At 60.3% G+C, this 19191-nt stretch carries 17 protein-coding genes and 1 pseudogene; 11 read left to right on the forward strand and 7 right to left on the reverse strand.

Translation table 11 applies throughout. The features are described 5' to 3' along the window. Positions 1–17: 17 nt before the first annotated feature. The 4 genes from IVB18_RS51315 to IVB18_RS51330 form a co-directional block, all read right to left on the reverse strand. Positions 18–2075, reverse strand: coding sequence for a recombinase family protein (locus IVB18_RS51315; protein WP_247992095.1), 2058 nt, complete (start codon positions 2073–2075; stop codon positions 18–20). Continuing rightward, a complete protein-coding gene (locus IVB18_RS51320) occupies positions 2056–2238 on the reverse strand; it encodes a hypothetical protein (RefSeq protein WP_247531465.1) in 183 nt (60 codons plus the stop codon). Before IVB18_RS51320 ends, IVB18_RS51315 begins: the two co-directional genes overlap by 20 nt. Before the next feature lie 272 nt (positions 2239–2510). Beyond that, positions 2511–3083 (reverse strand): tyrosine-type recombinase/integrase, encoded by a 573-nt coding sequence (locus tag IVB18_RS51325; protein WP_247992096.1) that lies wholly within the window; start codon positions 3081–3083, stop codon positions 2511–2513. A 265-nt stretch (positions 3084–3348) separates the two neighbouring features. Beyond that, the gene (locus IVB18_RS51330) at positions 3349–4002 is read right to left on the reverse strand and encodes a TetR/AcrR family transcriptional regulator C-terminal domain-containing protein (protein ID WP_247992097.1); all 654 of its coding nucleotides are present in this window, start codon (positions 4000–4002) and stop codon (positions 3349–3351) included. Between the two features lie 63 nt (positions 4003–4065). On the opposite strand from IVB18_RS51330, the gene IVB18_RS51335 reads away from it, so the two are divergent. From IVB18_RS51335 to IVB18_RS51345, 3 genes are all read left to right on the forward strand, one after another. Next, positions 4066–5547, forward strand: coding sequence for an FAD-dependent oxidoreductase (locus IVB18_RS51335; protein ID WP_247992098.1), 1482 nt, complete (start codon positions 4066–4068; stop codon positions 5545–5547). 139 nt (positions 5548–5686) lie between these two features. After that, complete coding sequence (locus tag IVB18_RS51340; RefSeq protein WP_247992099.1) at positions 5687–6484, forward strand: alpha/beta hydrolase; 798 nt, start codon at positions 5687–5689, stop codon at positions 6482–6484. Positions 6485–6510: 26 nt separating this feature from the next. Continuing rightward, positions 6511–7443: an MBL fold metallo-hydrolase gene (locus tag IVB18_RS51345; RefSeq protein WP_346732697.1), complete on the forward strand. Its 933-nt coding sequence runs from the start codon at positions 6511–6513 to the stop codon at positions 7441–7443. A 406-nt stretch (positions 7444–7849) separates the two neighbouring features. Here IVB18_RS51345 and IVB18_RS51350 read toward each other — a convergent pair whose 3' ends face one another. Then, on the reverse strand, positions 7850–8596 hold the full coding sequence (locus tag IVB18_RS51350) for a glucose 1-dehydrogenase (protein ID WP_247992100.1): 747 nt from the start codon (positions 8594–8596) through the stop codon (positions 7850–7852). 236 nt (positions 8597–8832) lie between these two features. On the opposite strand from IVB18_RS51350, the gene IVB18_RS51355 reads away from it, so the two are divergent. The 8 genes and pseudogenes from IVB18_RS51355 (at position 8833) to IVB18_RS51390 (ending at position 16483) form a co-directional block, all read left to right on the forward strand. Next, positions 8833–11649: a winged helix-turn-helix domain-containing protein gene (locus IVB18_RS51355; protein ID WP_247992101.1), complete on the forward strand. Its 2817-nt coding sequence runs from the start codon at positions 8833–8835 to the stop codon at positions 11647–11649. A 205-nt stretch (positions 11650–11854) separates the two neighbouring features. Beyond that, positions 11855–12601 (forward strand): glucose 1-dehydrogenase, encoded by a 747-nt coding sequence (locus IVB18_RS51360; RefSeq protein ID WP_247989667.1) that lies wholly within the window; start codon positions 11855–11857, stop codon positions 12599–12601. Between the two features lie 70 nt (positions 12602–12671). Beyond that, on the forward strand, positions 12672–13109 hold the full coding sequence (locus IVB18_RS51365) for a heme-binding protein (protein ID WP_247989668.1): 438 nt from the start codon (positions 12672–12674) through the stop codon (positions 13107–13109). Between the two features lie 37 nt (positions 13110–13146). After that, positions 13147–13983 (forward strand): annotated as a pseudogene (locus IVB18_RS51370) (alpha/beta hydrolase); the annotation flags it as partial. Positions 13984–14037: 54 nt separating this feature from the next. Beyond that, entirely contained in the window at positions 14038–14391 is a 354-nt protein-coding gene (locus IVB18_RS51375; RefSeq protein ID WP_247992273.1) for a DUF427 domain-containing protein, read from the forward strand. A gap of 241 nt (positions 14392–14632) precedes the next feature. Beyond that, positions 14633–15715: an amidohydrolase family protein gene (locus IVB18_RS51380; RefSeq protein ID WP_247992102.1), complete on the forward strand. Its 1083-nt coding sequence runs from the start codon at positions 14633–14635 to the stop codon at positions 15713–15715. Continuing rightward, positions 15712–16077, forward strand: coding sequence for an iron-sulfur cluster assembly protein (locus tag IVB18_RS51385; RefSeq protein ID WP_247992103.1), 366 nt, complete (start codon positions 15712–15714; stop codon positions 16075–16077). The genes IVB18_RS51380 and IVB18_RS51385 overlap by 4 nt, the downstream gene beginning before the upstream one ends. A 1-nt stretch (position 16078) precedes the next feature. Beyond that, the gene (locus IVB18_RS51390; protein ID WP_247992104.1) at positions 16079–16483 is read left to right on the forward strand and encodes an ester cyclase; all 405 of its coding nucleotides are present in this window, start codon (positions 16079–16081) and stop codon (positions 16481–16483) included. 196 nt (positions 16484–16679) lie between these two features. Here IVB18_RS51390 and IVB18_RS51395 read toward each other — a convergent pair whose 3' ends face one another. Then, positions 16680–16865 carry a hypothetical protein gene (locus IVB18_RS51395; RefSeq protein ID WP_247992105.1) on the reverse strand — a complete coding sequence of 62 codons (186 nt, stop codon included), beginning with the start codon at positions 16863–16865 and terminating at the stop codon, positions 16680–16682. Positions 16866–17465: 600 nt separating this feature from the next. Beyond that, positions 17466–18749: an IS256 family transposase gene (locus tag IVB18_RS51400; protein WP_247992106.1), complete on the reverse strand. Its 1284-nt coding sequence runs from the start codon at positions 18747–18749 to the stop codon at positions 17466–17468. Between the last annotated feature and the right edge of the window lie 442 nt (positions 18750–19191).

The raw sequence follows: 19191 nt of genomic DNA on the forward strand, positions 1-19191 counted from the left end.
AATGCACCTCGGCTAACTCATTGAAAGTCAAAGACCTGCTGCGTGGCATTTTGTGTTAGCGGAGGCTTCCGACGCTTTCCCTTGGCGAAACCTGCCAAGTCCTCGGCCCTGATCACCCAAGGCGCGCCCACGCAAGCTTGTCGGCCTTTGATGTCGCCGCGGCGGAGCATACGCAACGCCGTCATGTTGCAGACGCCGATGAGTTTTGCTGCCGTTTCGAGCGTAATCTCGCCGCGCTCCGCCCACTCCCCGTCGCGGAAGACGGCGATGTCGTGGTGATTGCGGAAGCCGCGGGCGCGCTCTTGCGTCCAGGTATTGCCGTGCCCGGTCTCCACGCGAGTGCGATTGAGCAGGCGCGCGATCTGCCGATCGGGCATCAGCCGCGCCAGCTCACGCACGAGTGCGATCGTGTCGTCGGGGATACGTGGATTGTGCCGGCCGGCCGCATTCAGTCGCTGTTTGACTTGCAGTTGGGTATGATCGCCGCCTTGCCAGTGCAGGACCGCATGGATGATTGCGCCGTCCCTGCGCACGACGATCTCCGTGAGTGCCGCGCGAAGGATACGCTTGCGCGTTGCGGCGGTTGCAGCGGGATGCAACCAGGCGCGCTCCAGATCAGCACCGAGCGCCACCAATTGCTGGCGCTCCGGCTCACCGAACGGCGGCGGACGGCGCGCAATCAGGGCGGCGATCTCTCCTTCAAGCTTTGCGACAGCCTGCAATGCCTCGTTCCAGCGGCGCTCCAGCTCGCCGGCGACCAGCCGGTTTGCCGGGTCGACGGCGTCGTACTGTCGGCGCGCGTGCGCGGCTTCGTAGCGCGCCTGCTGCAGCGACAGCTCCAGCTGGCGCTCGGCCGCGGTCGTCGTGCTCGATTGCGCCTTGATCGCTTTGAGTGCTGCCTCGGCGCCGAGCGGCTTCAGCACGCGCAGGACCTCGTTACTGATCGCTGCGTCGATGCTCAAGCCGCTGATCGAAATGCAGCGCGCGGCACCGTGGTTCGTACGCGCACCGTAGCAATTGTAGCGGCCGATCTTGCCGCTGTAGTGCACATGGAGCTTGCGGCCGCAGTGGCCGCATCGCAGCAGTCCGGGCAGCAGCAACTCGCCTTTACGAGCTGCTCCGCGAGCGAGTGCGCTGCTCATGCCGGTCGCATTGTTGGCGATCACCTCGAGGTTGTGCTCGAACTCGTCCCAGGTGATGTAGGCCGCGTGGTGATCCTTGATCAAGACATCCCATTCCGCCATGGGCTTTTGCACACCACGCCGGACATGCTTGCGTCCACCTTTGACACTCACACGGCTCGTCGTGCGCCCGAACGCGTAGGCACCTGCATAGATCGGATTGGTCAGGATGTTGTGCACGATGTTGTAGGCCGGCAGTCGCCACACGACGCCGTGCGCCTCTCCTTGGCGCGACTTGACCGGCAGCTCGATGCCCTCCTCTCTCAGCCAGATGTGCACCTGTCTAGCACTTTGCAGCTCGGCGAACTTGGTGAAGACCAGCTGCAGGGCGTCCTGCACGCGTTTGTCCGGATTCTTCTCTATGCGATCGCGACCGATCTTCACATAGCCGGCGGCGACACCGAGGACCAGCGCGCCGCGGCGCGCCTTCTGCTTCAGCGCTTCCTGCGAGCGGTGGCGGAACATCGAGAGTTCAAGCTCGCTCATCGTGCCCTTCATGCCAAGCAGCAGCCGATCGTTGGGATGGCGAGGATCGTAGATTCCGTCCTCGTCGACGATGAGCGTGCCGACCAATCCACAGAACTCGATCAGCGTATGCCAGTCGCGGCCATTACGGGCAAGACGCGACGCCTCGATCGCGAGCACAGCGCCGACACGGCCGTCGCAGATCGTTGCAAGCAGCCGCTCGAAGCCGGGACGCGCGATGCCGCCGCCGGACCGGCCGAGGTCGTCGTCGATGACTTCGACGTTGCTCCAGCCAAGCTGCTTGGCGCGATCGACGAGGCCGTATTGGCGCCGTCGGCTCTCATGATTATGCGCGAGCTGGTCTGCTGTCGATTGCCGGATGTAGACGCAGGCGTTGCGGGCGAGATGCTCAGTCGTGATTTTGGTCATCGCCGCTCCCCCCGCTTGCCGCCTTTGCCAGCGCCGCCGCGATCTCGCGCAGCAGCACCTCGATGACCATCGCGAGCTCGCTCTTTTGAGCTGCACGCAGTTCGACGCACGGTCGCTCGGCCTCGAACAGGCTTGGCTGGAAATTCTCGGATCGCTGCGTCATTCTCTAGTCGCTCCGTTTTTGATTCGGACGCCAGAAAGCCTAGAAGCGCATCGACCTCGTTGCGTAGGGAGCGAAGAACATTCAGGGGAAAATGCGGCTCAACGCTGATCTCGAATCGGGACGCAGCCTCGTCAGTCATCCACGCCGGAAGGCAGGCAAAGGTGCCGTCAAGTTGGTGAACAACGAGAAACGCGGCGCCACCTCGCTCAAGCCGCCGCCTAACACCTACCGTCTCCCCGAAGCGAGGATGAAATCGGTAAGTGATGCGTGCTTCAGCCTGTTGTTCGCGGGCAGTATGTCGCCCTTCCGAGGAGTAGTTGCACAGCACGCAGGTTTCCGGTCTTGCGATAGATCTGGGCCGCCTTTGTACGGCGCATTGAGTGCGTACCGTAAGCGGCAGCATCTAAGCCGATGCTCCTAACCCACTGATGCACCAGCCGCGAATATCGACGCGTCGATATATGAGGGCTGGCATGAAGTCGACTTGGGAATAGATATCGGGAGCCACTCGCCCGTAATGTTGGCAGCCAGGCCTCAATTGAAACTCTCGTCTGGTCTGTGATCTCAAATTGGACTGGTCGACCTGTCTTCTTTTGTGTGATCGTTGCCCGATGGCGCACGTTGTTTCCCGAACAAACGTCGTCGAGGCGCACCTTGACCAGATCACAGGCGCGAAGTTTGCTGTCGATTGCCAGATTGAAGATTGCAAGGTCGCGCTTGGATAGCGCGATTTCTAGCCGAACTCGAATCGACCAGACATGCTTCGGTTCGAGAGGCGTTTTCTGACCGACGAGCAATCCCTTGTTCCAAGGTTGATGATTTGGGCTAACGCGTCCAATAGGCATGGGGGATCCTCCACCATCCCGCCCACCGCGTCGCTCTGTTGCGAGCGTTTCATCTTATGCCGAGCGACCGTTTTTGCGCATCCAGGAAGGCGCGACAGGCCGCTTCTGGCGCAAAGCGGCCGTCTGCGGGATCGGCGCTTTCGCTAGGCTGCGGCACAAACCCAACCGCGATAGCCGCACGGTGCACCGTCGTCATTCAGGTGCAAGAAGGCGCCCGGCTAAAATGGGGTGCACAGCTATGGCCAGTCGGTCCGCGAGAACGGAATTACGATCGGGTATCGATCCGAGCCTTTAGCCCGCTGATCAGCAGATCGAGTCCTGCTTCGAAGCGATCGTCAAGATCGTTGTCGAACATACGGTGCAAAGCCGCGTGGATGCTTGGGTACTTCATTGCCGCAAGGTTCGCGAACTCCGCTTGCCGGTTCGCGAGATCGAGCGGGCCGCCTGTTCGCGGATCCAGTCCCTGTTCCTCCATTGTGAAACCCAGCACGTAATAGACGAGACTGAAGGCTGCGTCGGATGAAAGCTTTGGCGAAGCGCCAGCTTCCTGCATTAGCGCCATCATGGCTTCGACGATTCGAAGCACGTTGTCGGTAGGAACATACGTGCCGGCGAAGACACGAGCACCGTCCCGGTGGGCGAGAAAAGCCCTCCGGATGGCACGGAAAACCGCCTTCAGCCGCACATCCCAGGTCTTCCCCTTGAGATTCCGCGGCAGCGACACGGCGCCAAAAATGGCATCCGCCATGCCGTCCAGCAACGCCTGCTTGTTGGGAAAATGCCAATACAGCGAAGGCGCCTGAATCTTCAAGGCCGTGGCGAGCCGCCGCATCGTGAGGCCCTCCAGCCCAACCTCATCAAGCAAGGTCAGCGCCGCCCGTACGATCACCTCTTGTTGAATGCCCACACCGGCTGCCACCGCTTGATCTCCCTAACATCGTTAGATTATATCTAACATCGTAAGATATGTGGTGAGATGATCATGAGCAATGAATTTGACGTCGTCGTCATTGGCGGCGGACCGGTGGGACTGTGGCTTGCGTGTGAGCTGGCGCTGGCAAAAGTGAAAGTCCTCGTGCTGGAACGGCGCACCGAACGCGTCACCCAATCCCGCGCATTGACGCTCCACGGTCGAACCCTGGAGGTGTTCGCCCTGCGTGGGATCGCGGAACGCTTCCTCTCACAAGGTCGTCCGATCCCCGGGTTCTTCTACGGAGGGCTGGATACGCTGCTTGACTTCTCGACATTGGACTCGCGCTTTCCTTTCACGCTGTTCCTGCCACAGGCGACGACCGAAAGGCTCATCGAGGAGCGTGCACTGGAATTGGGCGTGAACATCAGGCGTGGCCACCTTGTGGAAGAGGTTGAGCAGAATGCCGACAGCGTCATCATACGGGGCCGGAACGGCGAGGCGCCATTCGGTTTTGCTGCCCGCTACGCCATAGGGGCCGATGGCGCTCGCAGTATCGTAAGGCAGGCCTTAGCCATCGATTTTGTCGGTCATCCGGCACGGCATACAATGACATTGGCAGACGTTGCGCTTGATGCGCCACCAGAGAAACCGGTCCTCACCCTGGTCAACGAAGCTGGTGGTTTGGTTCTCGCGCCACGTGGCGATGGTGTTCATCACCGAATTGGCGTCATTGATGCATCGACACCCTATATTGCACCCTCCGAGCCGGTATCGCTCGCCGAGGTCGCGGCTTGCGCGGCCCGCATTTTCGGCAGGGATCTCCGGCCGCGCGATCCTGTTTGGATATCGCGCTTCACAGATGAATCGCGCCTCGCCGAGTGCTATCGGAAAGGGCGGATTTTCCTGGCTGGCGATGCCGCTCACATTAACCCGCCGATGGGCGGTCAGGGCATGAACGTCGGCATCCAGGACGCCATGAATCTCGGCTGGAAACTGGCGAGTGTTATACACGGTACCGCGTCTGACGAGATACTCGATAGCTATCAGTCGGAACGGAGACCGATCGGCGAGGCGCTCCAGGATGACACGCTTGCGCAATTCGCGCTGTTCTCCGCTTTTGATCCTCCGGCACTGGCTCTGCGGCGCATGCTCAGCGGCTTTCTTCGCGTGCCGGAGGTCAACCGCCAGCTCTCGGACCAGCTCTCCGGGTTTGGTGTCGCCTACCCAGAACCGCTGTTTCAGGCGGAGCACAATTGGGAACATCGGAAAGGTGTGAGCGGACATCGTCTTTCCGACGGGGATCTTATGTTGAGGGACGGCTCGCGCACGACCCTCTACCGCTATCTCCAGGAAGGCCGCTGGGTCCTGTTGCAAGTCGCTGCGGAGAGCGACGCAACGCCGGTCAGGGACGCAATCAACATCGTCAGCCTGGCACCCGGCGCCAACGACGGCCTGCTCGGCAAATTCGCTTCAATGCTTGTCCGTCCGGACGGCTACGTCGCCCACGTGCGCGCCGTAGACGACGCAGACAGCATGGAGTTCGCCGCCTGATTGCCCGCGCGGCCCGTGTTCAGGATCACGACGGTTACACCTCTGCCCGAGCGTCCTCACGACCCCTTGACTTGCCATCAAGCACGAGACGCATCAATTAGATGACGATTATCATTCGAACAATGGAAAGGATGAATTTGTGGCAACTACAAGCGTGGTAAACGTCGATGATGCGCGTGTCGCATATCGATTGCACGGGCGCGGTCCTGCTGTCGTGCTCGTAAACGGCACGGCCGCGCTGGATGCGCATTGGGGCCCGGTGATCGGAGAGCTCAGTAAAAACCGAACCGTGATCAGTTTGGACTACTCGGGCTCGGGAGACACGACGGATGACGGCAGCGCACTTAGCCTGCAGAAACTGGCCCGCCAAGTAAGGGAAGTGGTCCGCGCAGCCGGTGTGGACCGGTTCGACCTGGTCGGCCATTCCCTCGGAGCAGCGATTGCAATCCAGCTTGCAGCCAGTTCCGCAGATCTGGTCCGATCCCTCATTGTGGTCGCCGGATTTTCGCGGGGCGCAGAGCCGCGGCTCAAGCTTCAATTCGAGCTCTGGCTCGATCTGCTCCGAACCAACCGTGACGCATTTCTCAGGATGCTTCTGCTCTCCGGACTCACGCCGGCGTTTGTCTCAAGCGTGGGCGCTTCAACGATCGAAGACATGATCAAGGGGTACATGCCTCTTGCCAATTGGGAGGGGATTACACGTCAGGTCGAACTGGATCTGGCTGTCGATGTAAGCGAACAAGCCAGAAGCGTTACAAGCCCCACGCTTGTAATCAACTGTGCTCACGATCAGATCGTCACGCAGACACCCGAGTTGGCCGCGCGCATTCCCGGCGCGATGGGCCGACAGATTAGTGCCGGGCACCTGGCCTACTTCGAGGGAGCCGATGAATTTCTCTCCTTGGCTACCGAGTTTCTGCGCCGTCACGACGCGTGAAGGCGGCCAAATGATACGAGGTTAGTATGAACCGTCGCGATATGATGAAGCTGGCTTCCCTGGTCATGCTTCCGATGATGCCGGGAGCAGCGATGGCAAGTTCGGATAGCAAGGCACCTCCATTGAGGTACAAGGTATTCACTGTCACTCGTCCGGGCCTGAACCGCGATGTGCCGCCCGGCAAGGAGCCCCTTATGTGGGTGGCCAATTCGGCGACGCTGATCTACGGAGAGCAAGACGCGGTACTCGTCGATACCTTCCTTACGGTAGAGCAGTGCAACGGTTTGGCAGACGTCATCGTTGCGAGCGGAAAGACGCTGAAGGCAATTTACGTCACGCATGCGCATGGGGATCACTTTTTTGGGATAAAGGTGCTGCAGGATCGATTCCCAGACCTGAAAGCACTGGCGACACCCGATGTCGTGGCAAAAATGAAGCTTCAGATTACGCCGGAAAAATTGAACAGCCGATGGCGCAAGCTGTTCCCAAATCAAATTCCAGATCTCATTTCCATTGCGGATCCGCTGGAAGGCAATGAGATTGATTTGGAAGGAAGCAAATTAGTCATTGTACGAGTCGGGCATACCGACACTGATGATACGACGTGTCTTCACGTTCCATCGATCGGATTGGTCGTCGCCGGCGATGCCGTCTATAACGGCATTCATCCATTTCTCAACGAGTCGAATCGGCAAACTAGGCTGGAATGGATTGCCGCGCTTGACAAGATCGACGCGCTGAATCCGTCAGCGGTTGTTGCGGGACATAAGGTTCCCGGCAACGATGACAGTCCGAAAAATGTGGAAGAAACGCGCCAGTACATGCGCGACTTCATTCGGTTGAATGACGCGACAACAACCGCCCGCGAGTTCTATGACCGGATGCTGGAGCTTTACCCTGATCGCGCCAATCCCGGCTCGCTTTGGAGTTCTGCCGCGGCTGCCAAGGCTGAGACATAACGCTGCACGCGGGGAAAGGGGCGGGTTGTCGGCCCTAGCTTTGCGGTCGGCTGACCTTTGCCGCCTTTGGCTTCAAAGGCGGACGACTTCTTGTGGCGCAAAGCAGACGTTCACCGAAAAGCTGACGTCCGAAAAACGCCAACAAGAGATATTGCTCGGTTGCCGAGAGGACGCGCTCCCCGCAAACGGCGCGCCTGGGAGCCAACTCACATGCGCTGATTGGAGAGCACAAGGTTTACGCCAGCGTCGCTGAATCGCTCGACGAGAAAGTCGAGAAACGCACGCACCTTGGGCATGCGATGCCGACCTTGCGGGCTTCAAGTTCCTCATCCGCTGAAGGTGCGCTCAATACTGTTTACGAGATAGAGGGCGCGTTGGAAAATGATGGCCTTGTGATCCGTGGGCTTCACGAAGCTGTTTTGCCGCCGTTGACGCCTAGTATCTGGCCCGTGACGAACGAAGCATCGTCGGACGCGAGGTAGACGATGGCCCGGGCAATCTCCTCGGGCTTGCCTGCGCGCTTGAGTGGCACGCCCGCAATCAAGCCAGCTTTTCTGTCGGCGCCGCCGGTGAACCGGTTCAGCATCTCAGTTTCGACTGGACCCGGCGCGACCGCGTTGACGCGGACACCGAACTCTGCCCCTTCGACGGCCGCAGCTTTCGTCAATCCTTCGACCGCGTGCTTGCTGGCAGTATACATGGAAGCGCCCGGCGCGCCTCTCTGGCCCATGGTTGATGACAGATTGATGATGCTGCCGCTGCCTTGGGGCTGCATCACGCGCAATTCGTGCTTCATGCTCAGAAGCGTCCCCAGCACGTTGGTATCGAACGTGGCGGCGTAGCTTTCTTCGGATTGCTCCGTCACCGGACCTGGCTTGCCTTCAGTGCCGGCGTTGTTGACGGCGACGTCGAGGCGACCAAATCGTGCGACCGTTTGATCGATCAGATTGCGCACTTCGTCGTCGTGGCGCACGTCGACACGGACGAATTCAGCCTCCGCACCCAAATTGCGCAATTCAGTAGCCAGGGCCTGGCCCGCTTCGTGGCGCCGGCCGGAGACAACCATGCGGGCGCCTTCGCGCGCAAAGGCCAGGGCGGTCGCACGGCCGATGCCCGTCAGGGCGCCGGTGATCAGCACAACAGGGGCGCTCATGTACATCGCTCCATAGCTATAGATCGCGGATAATATTGCGCTCCACACCTCGCCGGATCGAGTAAAGCGATGTGAAGCGTTGTTGCGCCGGTGGCCCTTCAGACCCTGGAACCGGTGGCTTTCCGAGGGCTCACCTACCGAACACGGCTTGCCGTCAGGGCTCGGTTAGACAGCGACCGGGGGCCGAGGTAGCCTAGATCCAGGATCCCGACGTAAATCGGTGTAAAGGGACCAGAATGGGCGATCCAGCGGACGCCAGCACTCAGGTCCTCGCTTTCGGGCCGTTCCGGCTCCTTCCGGCGCAGCGCATGCTGCTGGAGGGCGATGCACCCGTTCGGCTCGGCAGTCGGGCACTCGACATTCTGATCGCTCTGGTCGAACGCCCCGGCGAGGTCGTCAGCAAGGAGGAACTCGTCACCCGGGCTTGGCCGAACACTTTCGTCGAGGAGACAAATCTCCGGGTGCATATCGGCGCGCTTCGGAAGGTGCTGGGACACGGCCTGTCCGTCGGCGGGTATGTCGCGAATGTTCCTGGTCGAGGCTACAGCTTCGTCGCGCCGGTTACGCGTGAGGGCCCCCCTGCAGCCCACGGCCCGGCACGGGAGCGGCTTTACAATCTGCCGCCTACGCTGACCCGGATGATCGGCCGCGCCCAGGTGGTCAGTGAGCTGGCGGACCACATCCCGCGCGAGCGCTTTCTGACCCTCGTCGGCCCTGGCGGCATCGGTAAGACCACAGTTGCGCTGGAGTTGGCGCAAAAATTAGACGAGTCCTACAAGGATCGTGCCCATTTCGTCGATCTGGCCTCGCTCGCAAATCCTCAACTGGTCCCCACCGCAGTTGCCTCGACATTCGAATTCCACACCCTCTCCCAAGATCCGCTTGCTGAGCTGGTTGTCTTGCTTCAGGATAAGCAGGCTCTGCTCGTGCTCGACAACTGCGAGCATTTGATTGAGGCCGTCGCAGTCCTGACGGAAAGAATCTTCGCGGAGGCACCTGGCGTCCATATTCTTGCGACCAGCCGCGAGCCCGTGCGCGCTACAGGAGAGTGGGTGCACCGCCTTTCATCTTTGGAGATTCCTCCGGTGTCGCCGCACTCCGCCGCGGAGGCGCTCTCCTTCTCCGCCATCCAGCTCTTTACTCAGCGCGCTATGGCGAGCCTGGAATCGTTCACGCTGACCGATGCGAATGCGCCGATCGTGGCCGACATCTGTCGTCGGGTCGATGGCATTCCGCTGGCCATCGAGCTCGCCGCGGGTCGGGTTGACTCCTTCGGCATTCAGGAACTGGCTGATCGGCTCGGTGATCAGCTATCTGTCTTGACCAAGGGCCGCCGTGCGGCATTGCTGCGTCACCAGACTATGCGCGCGACATTGGACTGGAGCTATCAGTTTCTGCCGCCGGCCGAACAGGTGCTGCTCTGTCGGTTGGCAATCTTTCGGGGAACTTTTACGCTCACCTCGGCCACCGCGGTTGCCACCTGTGAGAAGCTCCGTGCGCCGGATGTGTTCGACCCCATTGCCAATCTGGTTGCCAAGTCGCTGATCACGGCCGATGTCAGCGGAGAGATAGTTCACTATCGCTTGCTCGACAGCACCCGCGCCTACGCGACCGAGAAGCTCGAGCAGAGCGGCGAATACGCAGCGATGTCCAGGCGGCGCGCGGTGCATTGTTGCGCGGTTCTCGACAATGCGGAACGTGATTGGGAGAGACAATCAAAAACTGAATGGCTCAGGAACTATGCCAGGTGGATCGATGATGTACGTGCCGCACTGGACTGGGCCTTCTCGTCTGCCGGCGATGCGTCTTTAGGAATTGCCCTGACCGCCGCTTCAACACCTGTCTGGTTCGCGCTGTCGTTCGTTAGAGAGTACCGGGAGCGTGCGCAGCGGGCGCTGGAAGCTATCCCCACTGCCTCGATTGCGAAGCCAGAACTGGAGATGAAGATCAACGTTGCCCTTGGGGCGGCGATCTTCAATACTCAGGGCATCGTTCCGGAGATAGCCACGGCCTATGCGAGGGCACTCGAAATCGCCGAGCACCTCGGCGCGTCAACGTACGCGCTGCGCGCACTGTGGGGACTCGCGAGAGAACGCTATGTCCAAGGCGACTATCGTGCGGCCCTCAGCTTCTGTGAGAGGTTCGGCCAGGTGGCTAAGACATCGGGCGACCAAGCGGCCGATCTCGTACATGATCGAATGATGGCGCTCGCGCTCCATCTCGTGGGCAGACAGGCGGAGGCGCGTCTGTATGCCGACCGCACGCTCAACCATCCGGCCGCGGTAATCCGAACGGCACACAAGAGCTTCCACGAATATGACAACCGGGTGGCGGCACGCTCCCATCTCGCGCGCATACTTTGGGTCCAGGGCTTCCCGGATCAGGCGGCTGCGATAGCCCAAGAGGGTGTCGCATACGGCCTCTCGCTCGAATACCCGCCGCCGCTTTGCTACGTGCTGGCATATGCGGCCTGTCCGATCGCATTCTGGAATGGCGATATGGCGATGGCGACAAGTAATGTGCAGCTGTTACTCAAGCAGTCGGCGAATCTTTCCTTCGGCTATTGGCAGTCCTGGAGATATTGCTACGAACAGGTGGCGGCTCTCGGGGACGACGATGGTACGTTCGAATTCAAGCAGCGCCTGGATTCTCTGCGCGCATCCGCAATCGGCCCAATTTATTCAGATTTGCTCAGCACGTTGCGCGAGGAACTGACTGGACCGGAAACAATCGCCCGCGCCGAGGCAGGTGAAGCGGGCTGGTGCGCTGCAGAGATCCTGCGCGCCAAGGGGATGCAAATTCTGAAAGATGGCGGCCCGAACGCCGCCGAAGCAGCGGAGGTCCCGCTGCTGCGATCGCTCGACATCGCGCGGCAGCAGGGGGCCCATTCCTGGGAACTGCGTACTGCCACGAGTCTCGCGCGATTGTGGAGAGAGAGACGCCGCATTGCGCAGGCGCGTGATCTGTTGGCGCCCGTGTACGGTCGCTTCAGCGAAGGGTTCGCGACCGCGGATTTGAGGACGGCGAAAAGCGTCATCGACGAGCTCGCATGACACTGCCGTTTGGCAGCCGAGCGGCTGAGCTGCTTCTCGCTGCAAATTAACACCGCTTTTACAACTCTTCACTCGCGTCCGGCCCGATAAGCCCGCAGGCTCAAGGCGCCCGTAACTCATGCTGGCGGAAGGCTCTGAACTACCGCCGCGTCCGGCCGGCAACGCCGCCGGTTTCCGGCGGCCCAAGACAAGAAAGGATTCTAATATGAGCAATCAAGTTGTCTTGATCACGGGTGGACTTACCGGCATCGGTCGCGCCGCCGCCGTCGCCTTCGCCAAGAAGGGCGCGAAGGTGGTCGTTGCCGGCCGGCGTGATGAGGCCGGCCAGGCGCTCGTTAAGGAGCTGCGCTCGTTCGGTTCCGAGGCCGAGTTCATCAACGCCGACGTCCGCAAGGAGGATAACGTCCGCGCGATGGTCGACAAGACCGTCGCACGGTTTGGCCGTCTCGATGTCGCGGTGAACAATGCCGCCACCGAAGGCCAGGTCGGTCCGATCACGGACCAGACCGCGGAAAGCTTTGCCGCGACGTTCGAGACCAACGTTCTCGGCGTGGTCCTGAGCATGAAGCACGAAGTGCGCGCCATGCAGGCCCAGGCGAGCGGCAGCATCATCAACATCTCCTCGACCTATGGGCACAGGGGCGCGGCCTATGCCTCGATGTATGTCGGCGCCAAGCACGCCGTCGAAGGCATCACCAAGTCGGTGGCGCTCGAAATCGCCAAGTCGGGAATTCGCGTCAACGCTGTCGGGCCAGGCCCCACGGACACCGGCATGCTGACCCGCTTCACCGGCACGGCAGAGAACAAGGCGGCCCTGGCGACACAGGTTCCGTTCGCTCGGCTCGGCCTCTCGGAGGAGGTCGCCGATGGCATCGTGTTCCTCGGCTCGGACGAAGCCAGGTTCATCACGGGTCACGTCCTCAACGTCGACGGCGGTCACACCGCCAACTGATTCTGTCCGGGCGCAACTATTACGACCCACACCCGATCAACGCGCAATACTTATCAAGTGGAGGAGTCCAATGGCTAACGTGGTGAAGAAAAACAGCATTTCTTCTGAACTAGCACAGAAAATGGTGGATCAAGCGGTGGCGAAAGCGAGGAAAATTGGCGTTGCCGAGAACGTGGCGATTCTCGATGACGGTGGCAATCTCAAAGCCTTCAGCCGGATGGATGGGGCCCCGATCCTTTCCATCGAGATTGCGCAGAACAAGGCGTACACAGCTCTGTTCGGCGTCTCCACACAGGACTTTTTCAACTTTATCCAGGACGACCCGTCGCTTTTGGCCGGCATCCCCACGCTTGCGCGTGTGGCGGCCTACGGTGGAGGGTTTCCCATCAAGGTGGACGGCGAAATTGTCGGGGCGATCGGGGTCAGCGGGGCACCCACAGTGCAGAACGACGTCGATTGCGCGAGAGCAGCCCTGGCGCTCGTACCCGACGCGGTGCCGGCTGAGTAAAGAGGGCGCGACCATGATGACTCATAGCCGTCCGGAAATGATTCATAGCCACCAGACCGCGCCGACGCTGTTCGTCGAGGCCAACGGCATCCGCTTCGCCTGTCGTCGCTTCGGAAAATCGGGCGGCGTGCCGCTCGTTTTCAACCAGCACTTCACCGGGACGATCGACCATTGGGATCCGGCGGTGACCGATGGCCTCGCGGCGACGCGGGAGGTGATCCTGTTCAACAACGCAGGCATTTCCAATTCGAGCGGGGAGGTGCCGGGATCGGTCGAAGAAATGGCGGTCAACGCGGCGGCGTTCATCAGGGCGCTTGGCCTTGCCAAGGTCGACGTCCTCGGCTTTTCGCTTGGCGGCCTGGTCGCGCAGGCGCTGACGCTCGCCGACCCTGGTCTGGTCCGCCGCCTGGTCTTGGTGGGGACGGGGCCGCGGGGCGGCGAGGGCATGGCGACCCTGACGCCTGAGGCTCAGGCCGTGTTCGGCGCGACATATGCACACCCTGACGATGTGTGGCTTGGCGTTTTCTTCACACCGACCGAGAAGAGCCAAGCTGCGGGCCGGGCATTTCTAAAGAGGTTTCGCCAGCGCCAGGAGGGTCGCGACCCGGAGGTGAGCGAGAAGGTCGCGCCTGCGCAGATCGGGGCGATCAGCAAGTGGGGTGCTCCGCGCGCGGGCGCGTTTGACTATCTCCGAGAGATTACCCACCCCACGCTGGTGATCAACGGAAGCAATGACGTGATCATCTATACCGTGAATTCGTTCATTCTTCAGCAAAATCTACCCAACGCGCAGCTCATCCTCTATCCCGATTCCAATCACGGGTCGCAGTACCAATATCCCGCATTGTTCGTCGCCGACGTGACGCGGTTTTTGGACGCCGAGGTCCCGTTTCCAACTCAGAAGGATCCAGTCATGGCTGACAAGCCGATGAAGATTCCGGGGCCCGACCATCCCATTACGATCGATGCGAACCCGTCTCGCGTCGTGGTCACAGTCGGCGGAAAGGTGATCGCCGACACAAGCGATGCGTTGACGCTTCGCGAGGCCTCCTATCCTGCCGTTCAGTATATCGCGCGTCGGGATGTCGATATGGCCGCGCTCACGCGCAGCGAACACACCACGTATTGCCCCTACAAGGGCGACGCTTCGTATTACAGCATTCCCGCTGGCGGTGATCGTTCGCTCAATGCGGTGTGGACGTATGAGACCCCTTTTGAAGCGATGGCGCGGATCAAGGATTACCTCGCCTTCTACCCCGACCGTGTCGACGAGATCAGCTAACCGACGCCGGCGGCCTCGCTTTGGTGGCTCGGGCCACACGCCACTGCGCTGGTGACCATCGACTTCGCCGCAAAGGCATTCGCCATATCAACTACGGCCGAGCGTGACACGTTGGTACGAGGGGGTTTCGGCCCGGACCAGCATAAGTGCATGAGGCGGATCGTGTTCAAACCGCACGAGAGTAAGCGAGGCGATCGGCGCGAGGCTTTTCTCGAGATGGACGATAACGGAGGAGAGAGACTTGATTAAAGACGTATTCGTTGTCGATGCATCGGCGCACAGCTACAATCTTCGAGAAGACAATTATGCTGCAGGCCGGTATTCGCGAGCCGTTGTCGATGCCTTCTATGGCGCCCACTATGGCCTGTCCCCAGTGGGCTATAGGCTTCCCCGTGGGCAATTCGCGCGCGACTGGACGCTTGCAGAAACCGCAAAGGTGCTGTTCGTCGAAAGCGATTACGATTTCGCCTGTCATCATGTCACCCCGATAAACGCTTTCAAGGACGGCGGGTGCAGCATTGAGAAAGCCCGGGAGGCCCGCGAAAGATGGCCTGAGCGGTTTCAGGTCTATGCTGGAGTGGATCCCGTATTTCCAGAGCATGCGCTCGACTCGCTCGAGCAGCAGGTCGAAGAGTTGAAGCCGGTCGGCATAAAGCTTTATCCGAATAGCTACACGGCGGACGGTGTCGTCGGATGGCATATGGATGATCCGGAAATCGCCTTTCCTATATTCCAGCGGGCCCACGATCTAGGGCTCAAGGCCGTCGCCATCCATAAGGCCATCCCTCTTGGACCCGTGCCGATGGATCACTACCGGATGGACGACATCGATGCGGCCGCTGCAGCGTTTCCCGATTTGCAGTTCGAGGTCGTGCACGGCGGTTTCGCGTTCATCGAGGAGACGGCGTTTCAACTGGCGCGATTTCCGAACGTCTGGGTGAACCTCGAAACCACATCGAACCTTGCGGTCGCCAAACCGGGTGCGTTCGAGAGGGTCATTGCCGGCCTCATCACACATGCCGGAGAAGGCGCGCTCGACCGGCTCATGTGGGCGTCGGGTGCCACTGTCTTACACGCTGAACCGCCGCTCCGATGGTTCTGGGAACGATTCCAATTCTCGCCCGAAATGCGTGAACGAGAAGGCCTCCCGGAAATCACCGAGGAGATCAAGAGAAAACTCCTTGGACTCAATTATCTTCGAATGCATGGGCTTGATGTGAAAGCTCTCGCGAAGAGCATCGAAGGTGATGAATTCGCCGTTGAACGGGCAAAAGGGAAGCCAGAACCCTACGCGACCACCTACTCAAAGGGGTTTGCAGAATGACGGCCTTTACGCAAGAAGATGTGATTTCGCGTCTGCATGAGATAATTGACCCTTGCAGCGCTGCCACCAAAGTCCCTTTGTCGATAGTCGAGATGGGAATGGTCGAGAACGTGGAATTAGCATCGGGGAATGTGGTGGTCGCCCTTCGCATGACATCACCGTTGTGTCACGCGCTGCCGTATTTCCAGATGGAAGTCGAGCGCGTGCTCGCCGGCATTCCTGGTATCCGTGGCGTCAAATGTACGTTTGACCATGGCGGGAATTGGCAACCGGACAATATGACTGTCAGCGCACAACGGAAGCTTGCCGACCGACGTGAGTTCGTCCGGAGCCGGGCAGGGGTGTATGTCGAAGGAGAATGAAATGACGCAGACAATCGAGGAAAAGAATAAGGCTTTCGTGTTGGAGGCTTTCGAAACACTTTTCAACAAGAGGGACTATGCCGCTGCGGAGCGTTTCTGGTCTCCGAACTACATTCAGCATAGCGCGCACATTCCGCCGGGACGCGAGGGCCTCTTCGCGTTGGTCAAGGGCACACCCGACAGCCTCCATTACGAGAACGGACTTATTGTCGCCAACGGAGACTACGTGGTGCTCCACGGCCGGTTCTCAGGCATGGGCCTGCCGGCGAACTGGATCGTGGTGGATATCGTGCGCCTCGGGAACGGCCAACTTGCCGAGCACTGGGACGTCATCGAGGACGAAGCGACAAAGGAAGCGTCCGTTAGCGGCCTGCCCATGTTCGGGACGACATTTCCCTCGGGATGATCTGGTGCGGCGTTCGAGCCGTCGTTTTGCACCAGAGAGGCAGTCGCGTTTTTCAAGATCGGGCGATCCCGCTACAGGCGATTTCGGCGACGCAATCGTATTGAAGAAATTCGGCAAGGTGCCGGACGACCTCAGATCCACGGCGTCAGCATTCCCGACAGCAAGCTCACCGGCGTTAAGCTGGAAAGCTGTCGGGTCACTTAGCGTAACCCTGAGAGCGCAACCAAGCGATGCGACGGTCTCCGTTTACCCAGTCCTGTGCATCAGCTTTGCTTTTCAAGCCGGTGATTTCTCGGACCGGGACGGCTGGATATTCGGCCAGGATTTTCCAGTCGTCTTCTGCTTGTCGAACGATTCTGAAGGTCACCTTTACTTTTGCCATGCGGTACCATGCATGGAAATCGGTCCAAAGAGAACCCGGTTGCGGCGGGCTGCGAGCTTCGAAGTAATGCCTCAGACCGGATGGCAACCGGTGTGGATATCGACAAGCATCTTTTCAACAGTCTGCATCGATTGATTGCACTCATAGAGCCCGGCGCTGGATCGAATTTTGAACGGCCGCTATTGGCGCAAAGCTGCCGCTCACGGGCATTTCCGTTCTTGCGGTGCCGGCTCAACGGTGTACGCAACAGCCGTTAAATCTCTCTGCTGGGGGTTCAAATTGCAAGGTCTCACGGTTCTTCCCCCAAAGCTTCCGCCAAGTCGGTTGCCGAGTTCGAGACGTTCGTGTCGGTTGCTTGTTTGCGGCCTGGGTTTGCTGATGTCGCTGAGCGTCCAGCAGTACACGATTGGAAATTCGCGACGCGTGTTGAATGGTTGAACGGACACTAGGATTCCAGCCCAGACTCGCGTGGCCGATCAAAAACCGTTAGCCTGCAGTAACTTCGCGAGCGCCACAGCGGTCGTGTCGGCGCACTGTGGACCATCGTTGTGGACCATTCAAGCCGAGCTATCGCCAAATTTTGGTGACGGCCGGAGCCGGTCAGGCGGCGGCGGTTGTGGGCTGACGGTCGGTCGGCTTGGCGATGACCTCGATCCCGTTGTTGAATGTCACACCGAGAACGAGTTTTGGCAACTGGTTGTGGCCATCGAGACGACGCCAATTTTTCTGGGCGCCCTCGACCAGTTTGAAGACCATCGCGAGCGCGGTCTTGTTGGATAGACAGCCCTTCGACCGGATCGTGCGGTGGCGCACGGTGGCGAAGGTGCTTTCAATGGGATTGGTAGTCCGCAGGTGTTTCCAGTGCTCGGCCGGGAAGTCGTAGAACGCCAGTAGCGTGTCCCGATCCTTGCTCAGGCAGTCGGCCGCCTTCGCGTATTTGGGCGTGTAGCTCTCGATGAAGGCGTCGAACGCCAGCTCGGCGGCGGCCTTGGTTTCGGCCATCCAGATCTCCTGCAACGCGCGTTTGGCTTTCGGCTGCTGGCTCTTCGGCAACTTGGCGATCACGTTCGCGGTCTTGTGCACCCAGCAGCGCTGCTCGCGTGTTTTCGGCCAGACCTCACCGGCGGCCTTCCAGAACCCGAGCGCGCCATCGGCGATGGCGAGCCGCGGCGGCACGTCGAGCCCGCGCCGCTTCAGGTCGAGCAGCAGATCGCGCCAGTCCTGCGCGCTCTCGCGGACGCCATCGGTGAAGCCGACCAGTTCCTTGCGGCCTTCCGGCGTCGCGCCGATCAGCACCAGGATGCACTGCTTTTCGTCTTCGAGGCGTGCCTGGAGATGGATGCCATCGGCCCAGATGTAGACGTAGCGCTTCGCCGACAGATCGCGCTTCTGCCACGCGGTGTGTTCGGCGAGCCAACGGTCCTTCAGGCGACCGATGGCGGATGCCGACAACCCGGCAGCGTCCTTGCCGAGCAGCGCCGCCAGCGCCTCGGAGAAGTCGCCGGTCGAGATCCCCTTCAGATATAGGATCGGCAGCAGCGTCTCGATCGACTTTGACCGGCGCATGTAGGGCGGCAGGATCGACGGCGAGAACCGGATGCGGCCGGGATCGGCGGCGTCCGCCTCGCGATCGCGCACACGCGGTTGGCGGACCGCGACCGGACCGATACCGGTCATCACCTCGCGCTCCGGCAGGTGACCGTGGCGGACGACGCGCTGGTGGCCGTCCTCGGTCTTCAAATCGGCATGCTTGCCGAGAAAGTCTGCAACCTCGGCCTCTACCGCCTGGGCAAGCAGGGAACGCGCCCCATTGCGCAAGATTTCGGTGAGTTGATCTTCGACGTTTCCTGGCTGAATCAGCTTGATGATGTTATCTTCAGACACGGCATATCGCTCCTTCGGTGGAGAAGTGGAGGCGTCAAGCACCCCCACGATATGCCGCCTTTCCGATTCCCGCCGTCACCAACTTTGGGCGATAGCTCTTCAAGCCGCGGCGGGACCAAAGCCACCTCGGGCGGCTAGGGCCGGCGAGGGGAGCTCCATCTTACCGAAGCTGGTAGATCGAGCTGTCCTGATGTCGCGTTCGGGTGACCCCAGCGGGGCGGCTCGCGAGCGGCCCATATGCATCCCGACGACGGCTTCGCCAAACACACCCGTTATCTCAGCTCTGCCGCAATTACTGCGTCTACGTGTGGCGCGATCCTAGTACCCACTTTTGTTCAAAGGTGATTCAGAATCTGGCCGTACGTCTAGCGCTTGTCCGTATCACCCAACTCTGATTCCGGGTACTAGATGTCCGACGTTAGAATAGCCGAGCACTTCGATC

Source organism: Bradyrhizobium sp. 186, from assembly GCF_023101685.1.
Classification (GTDB): Bacteria; Pseudomonadota; Alphaproteobacteria; order Rhizobiales; family Xanthobacteraceae; genus Bradyrhizobium.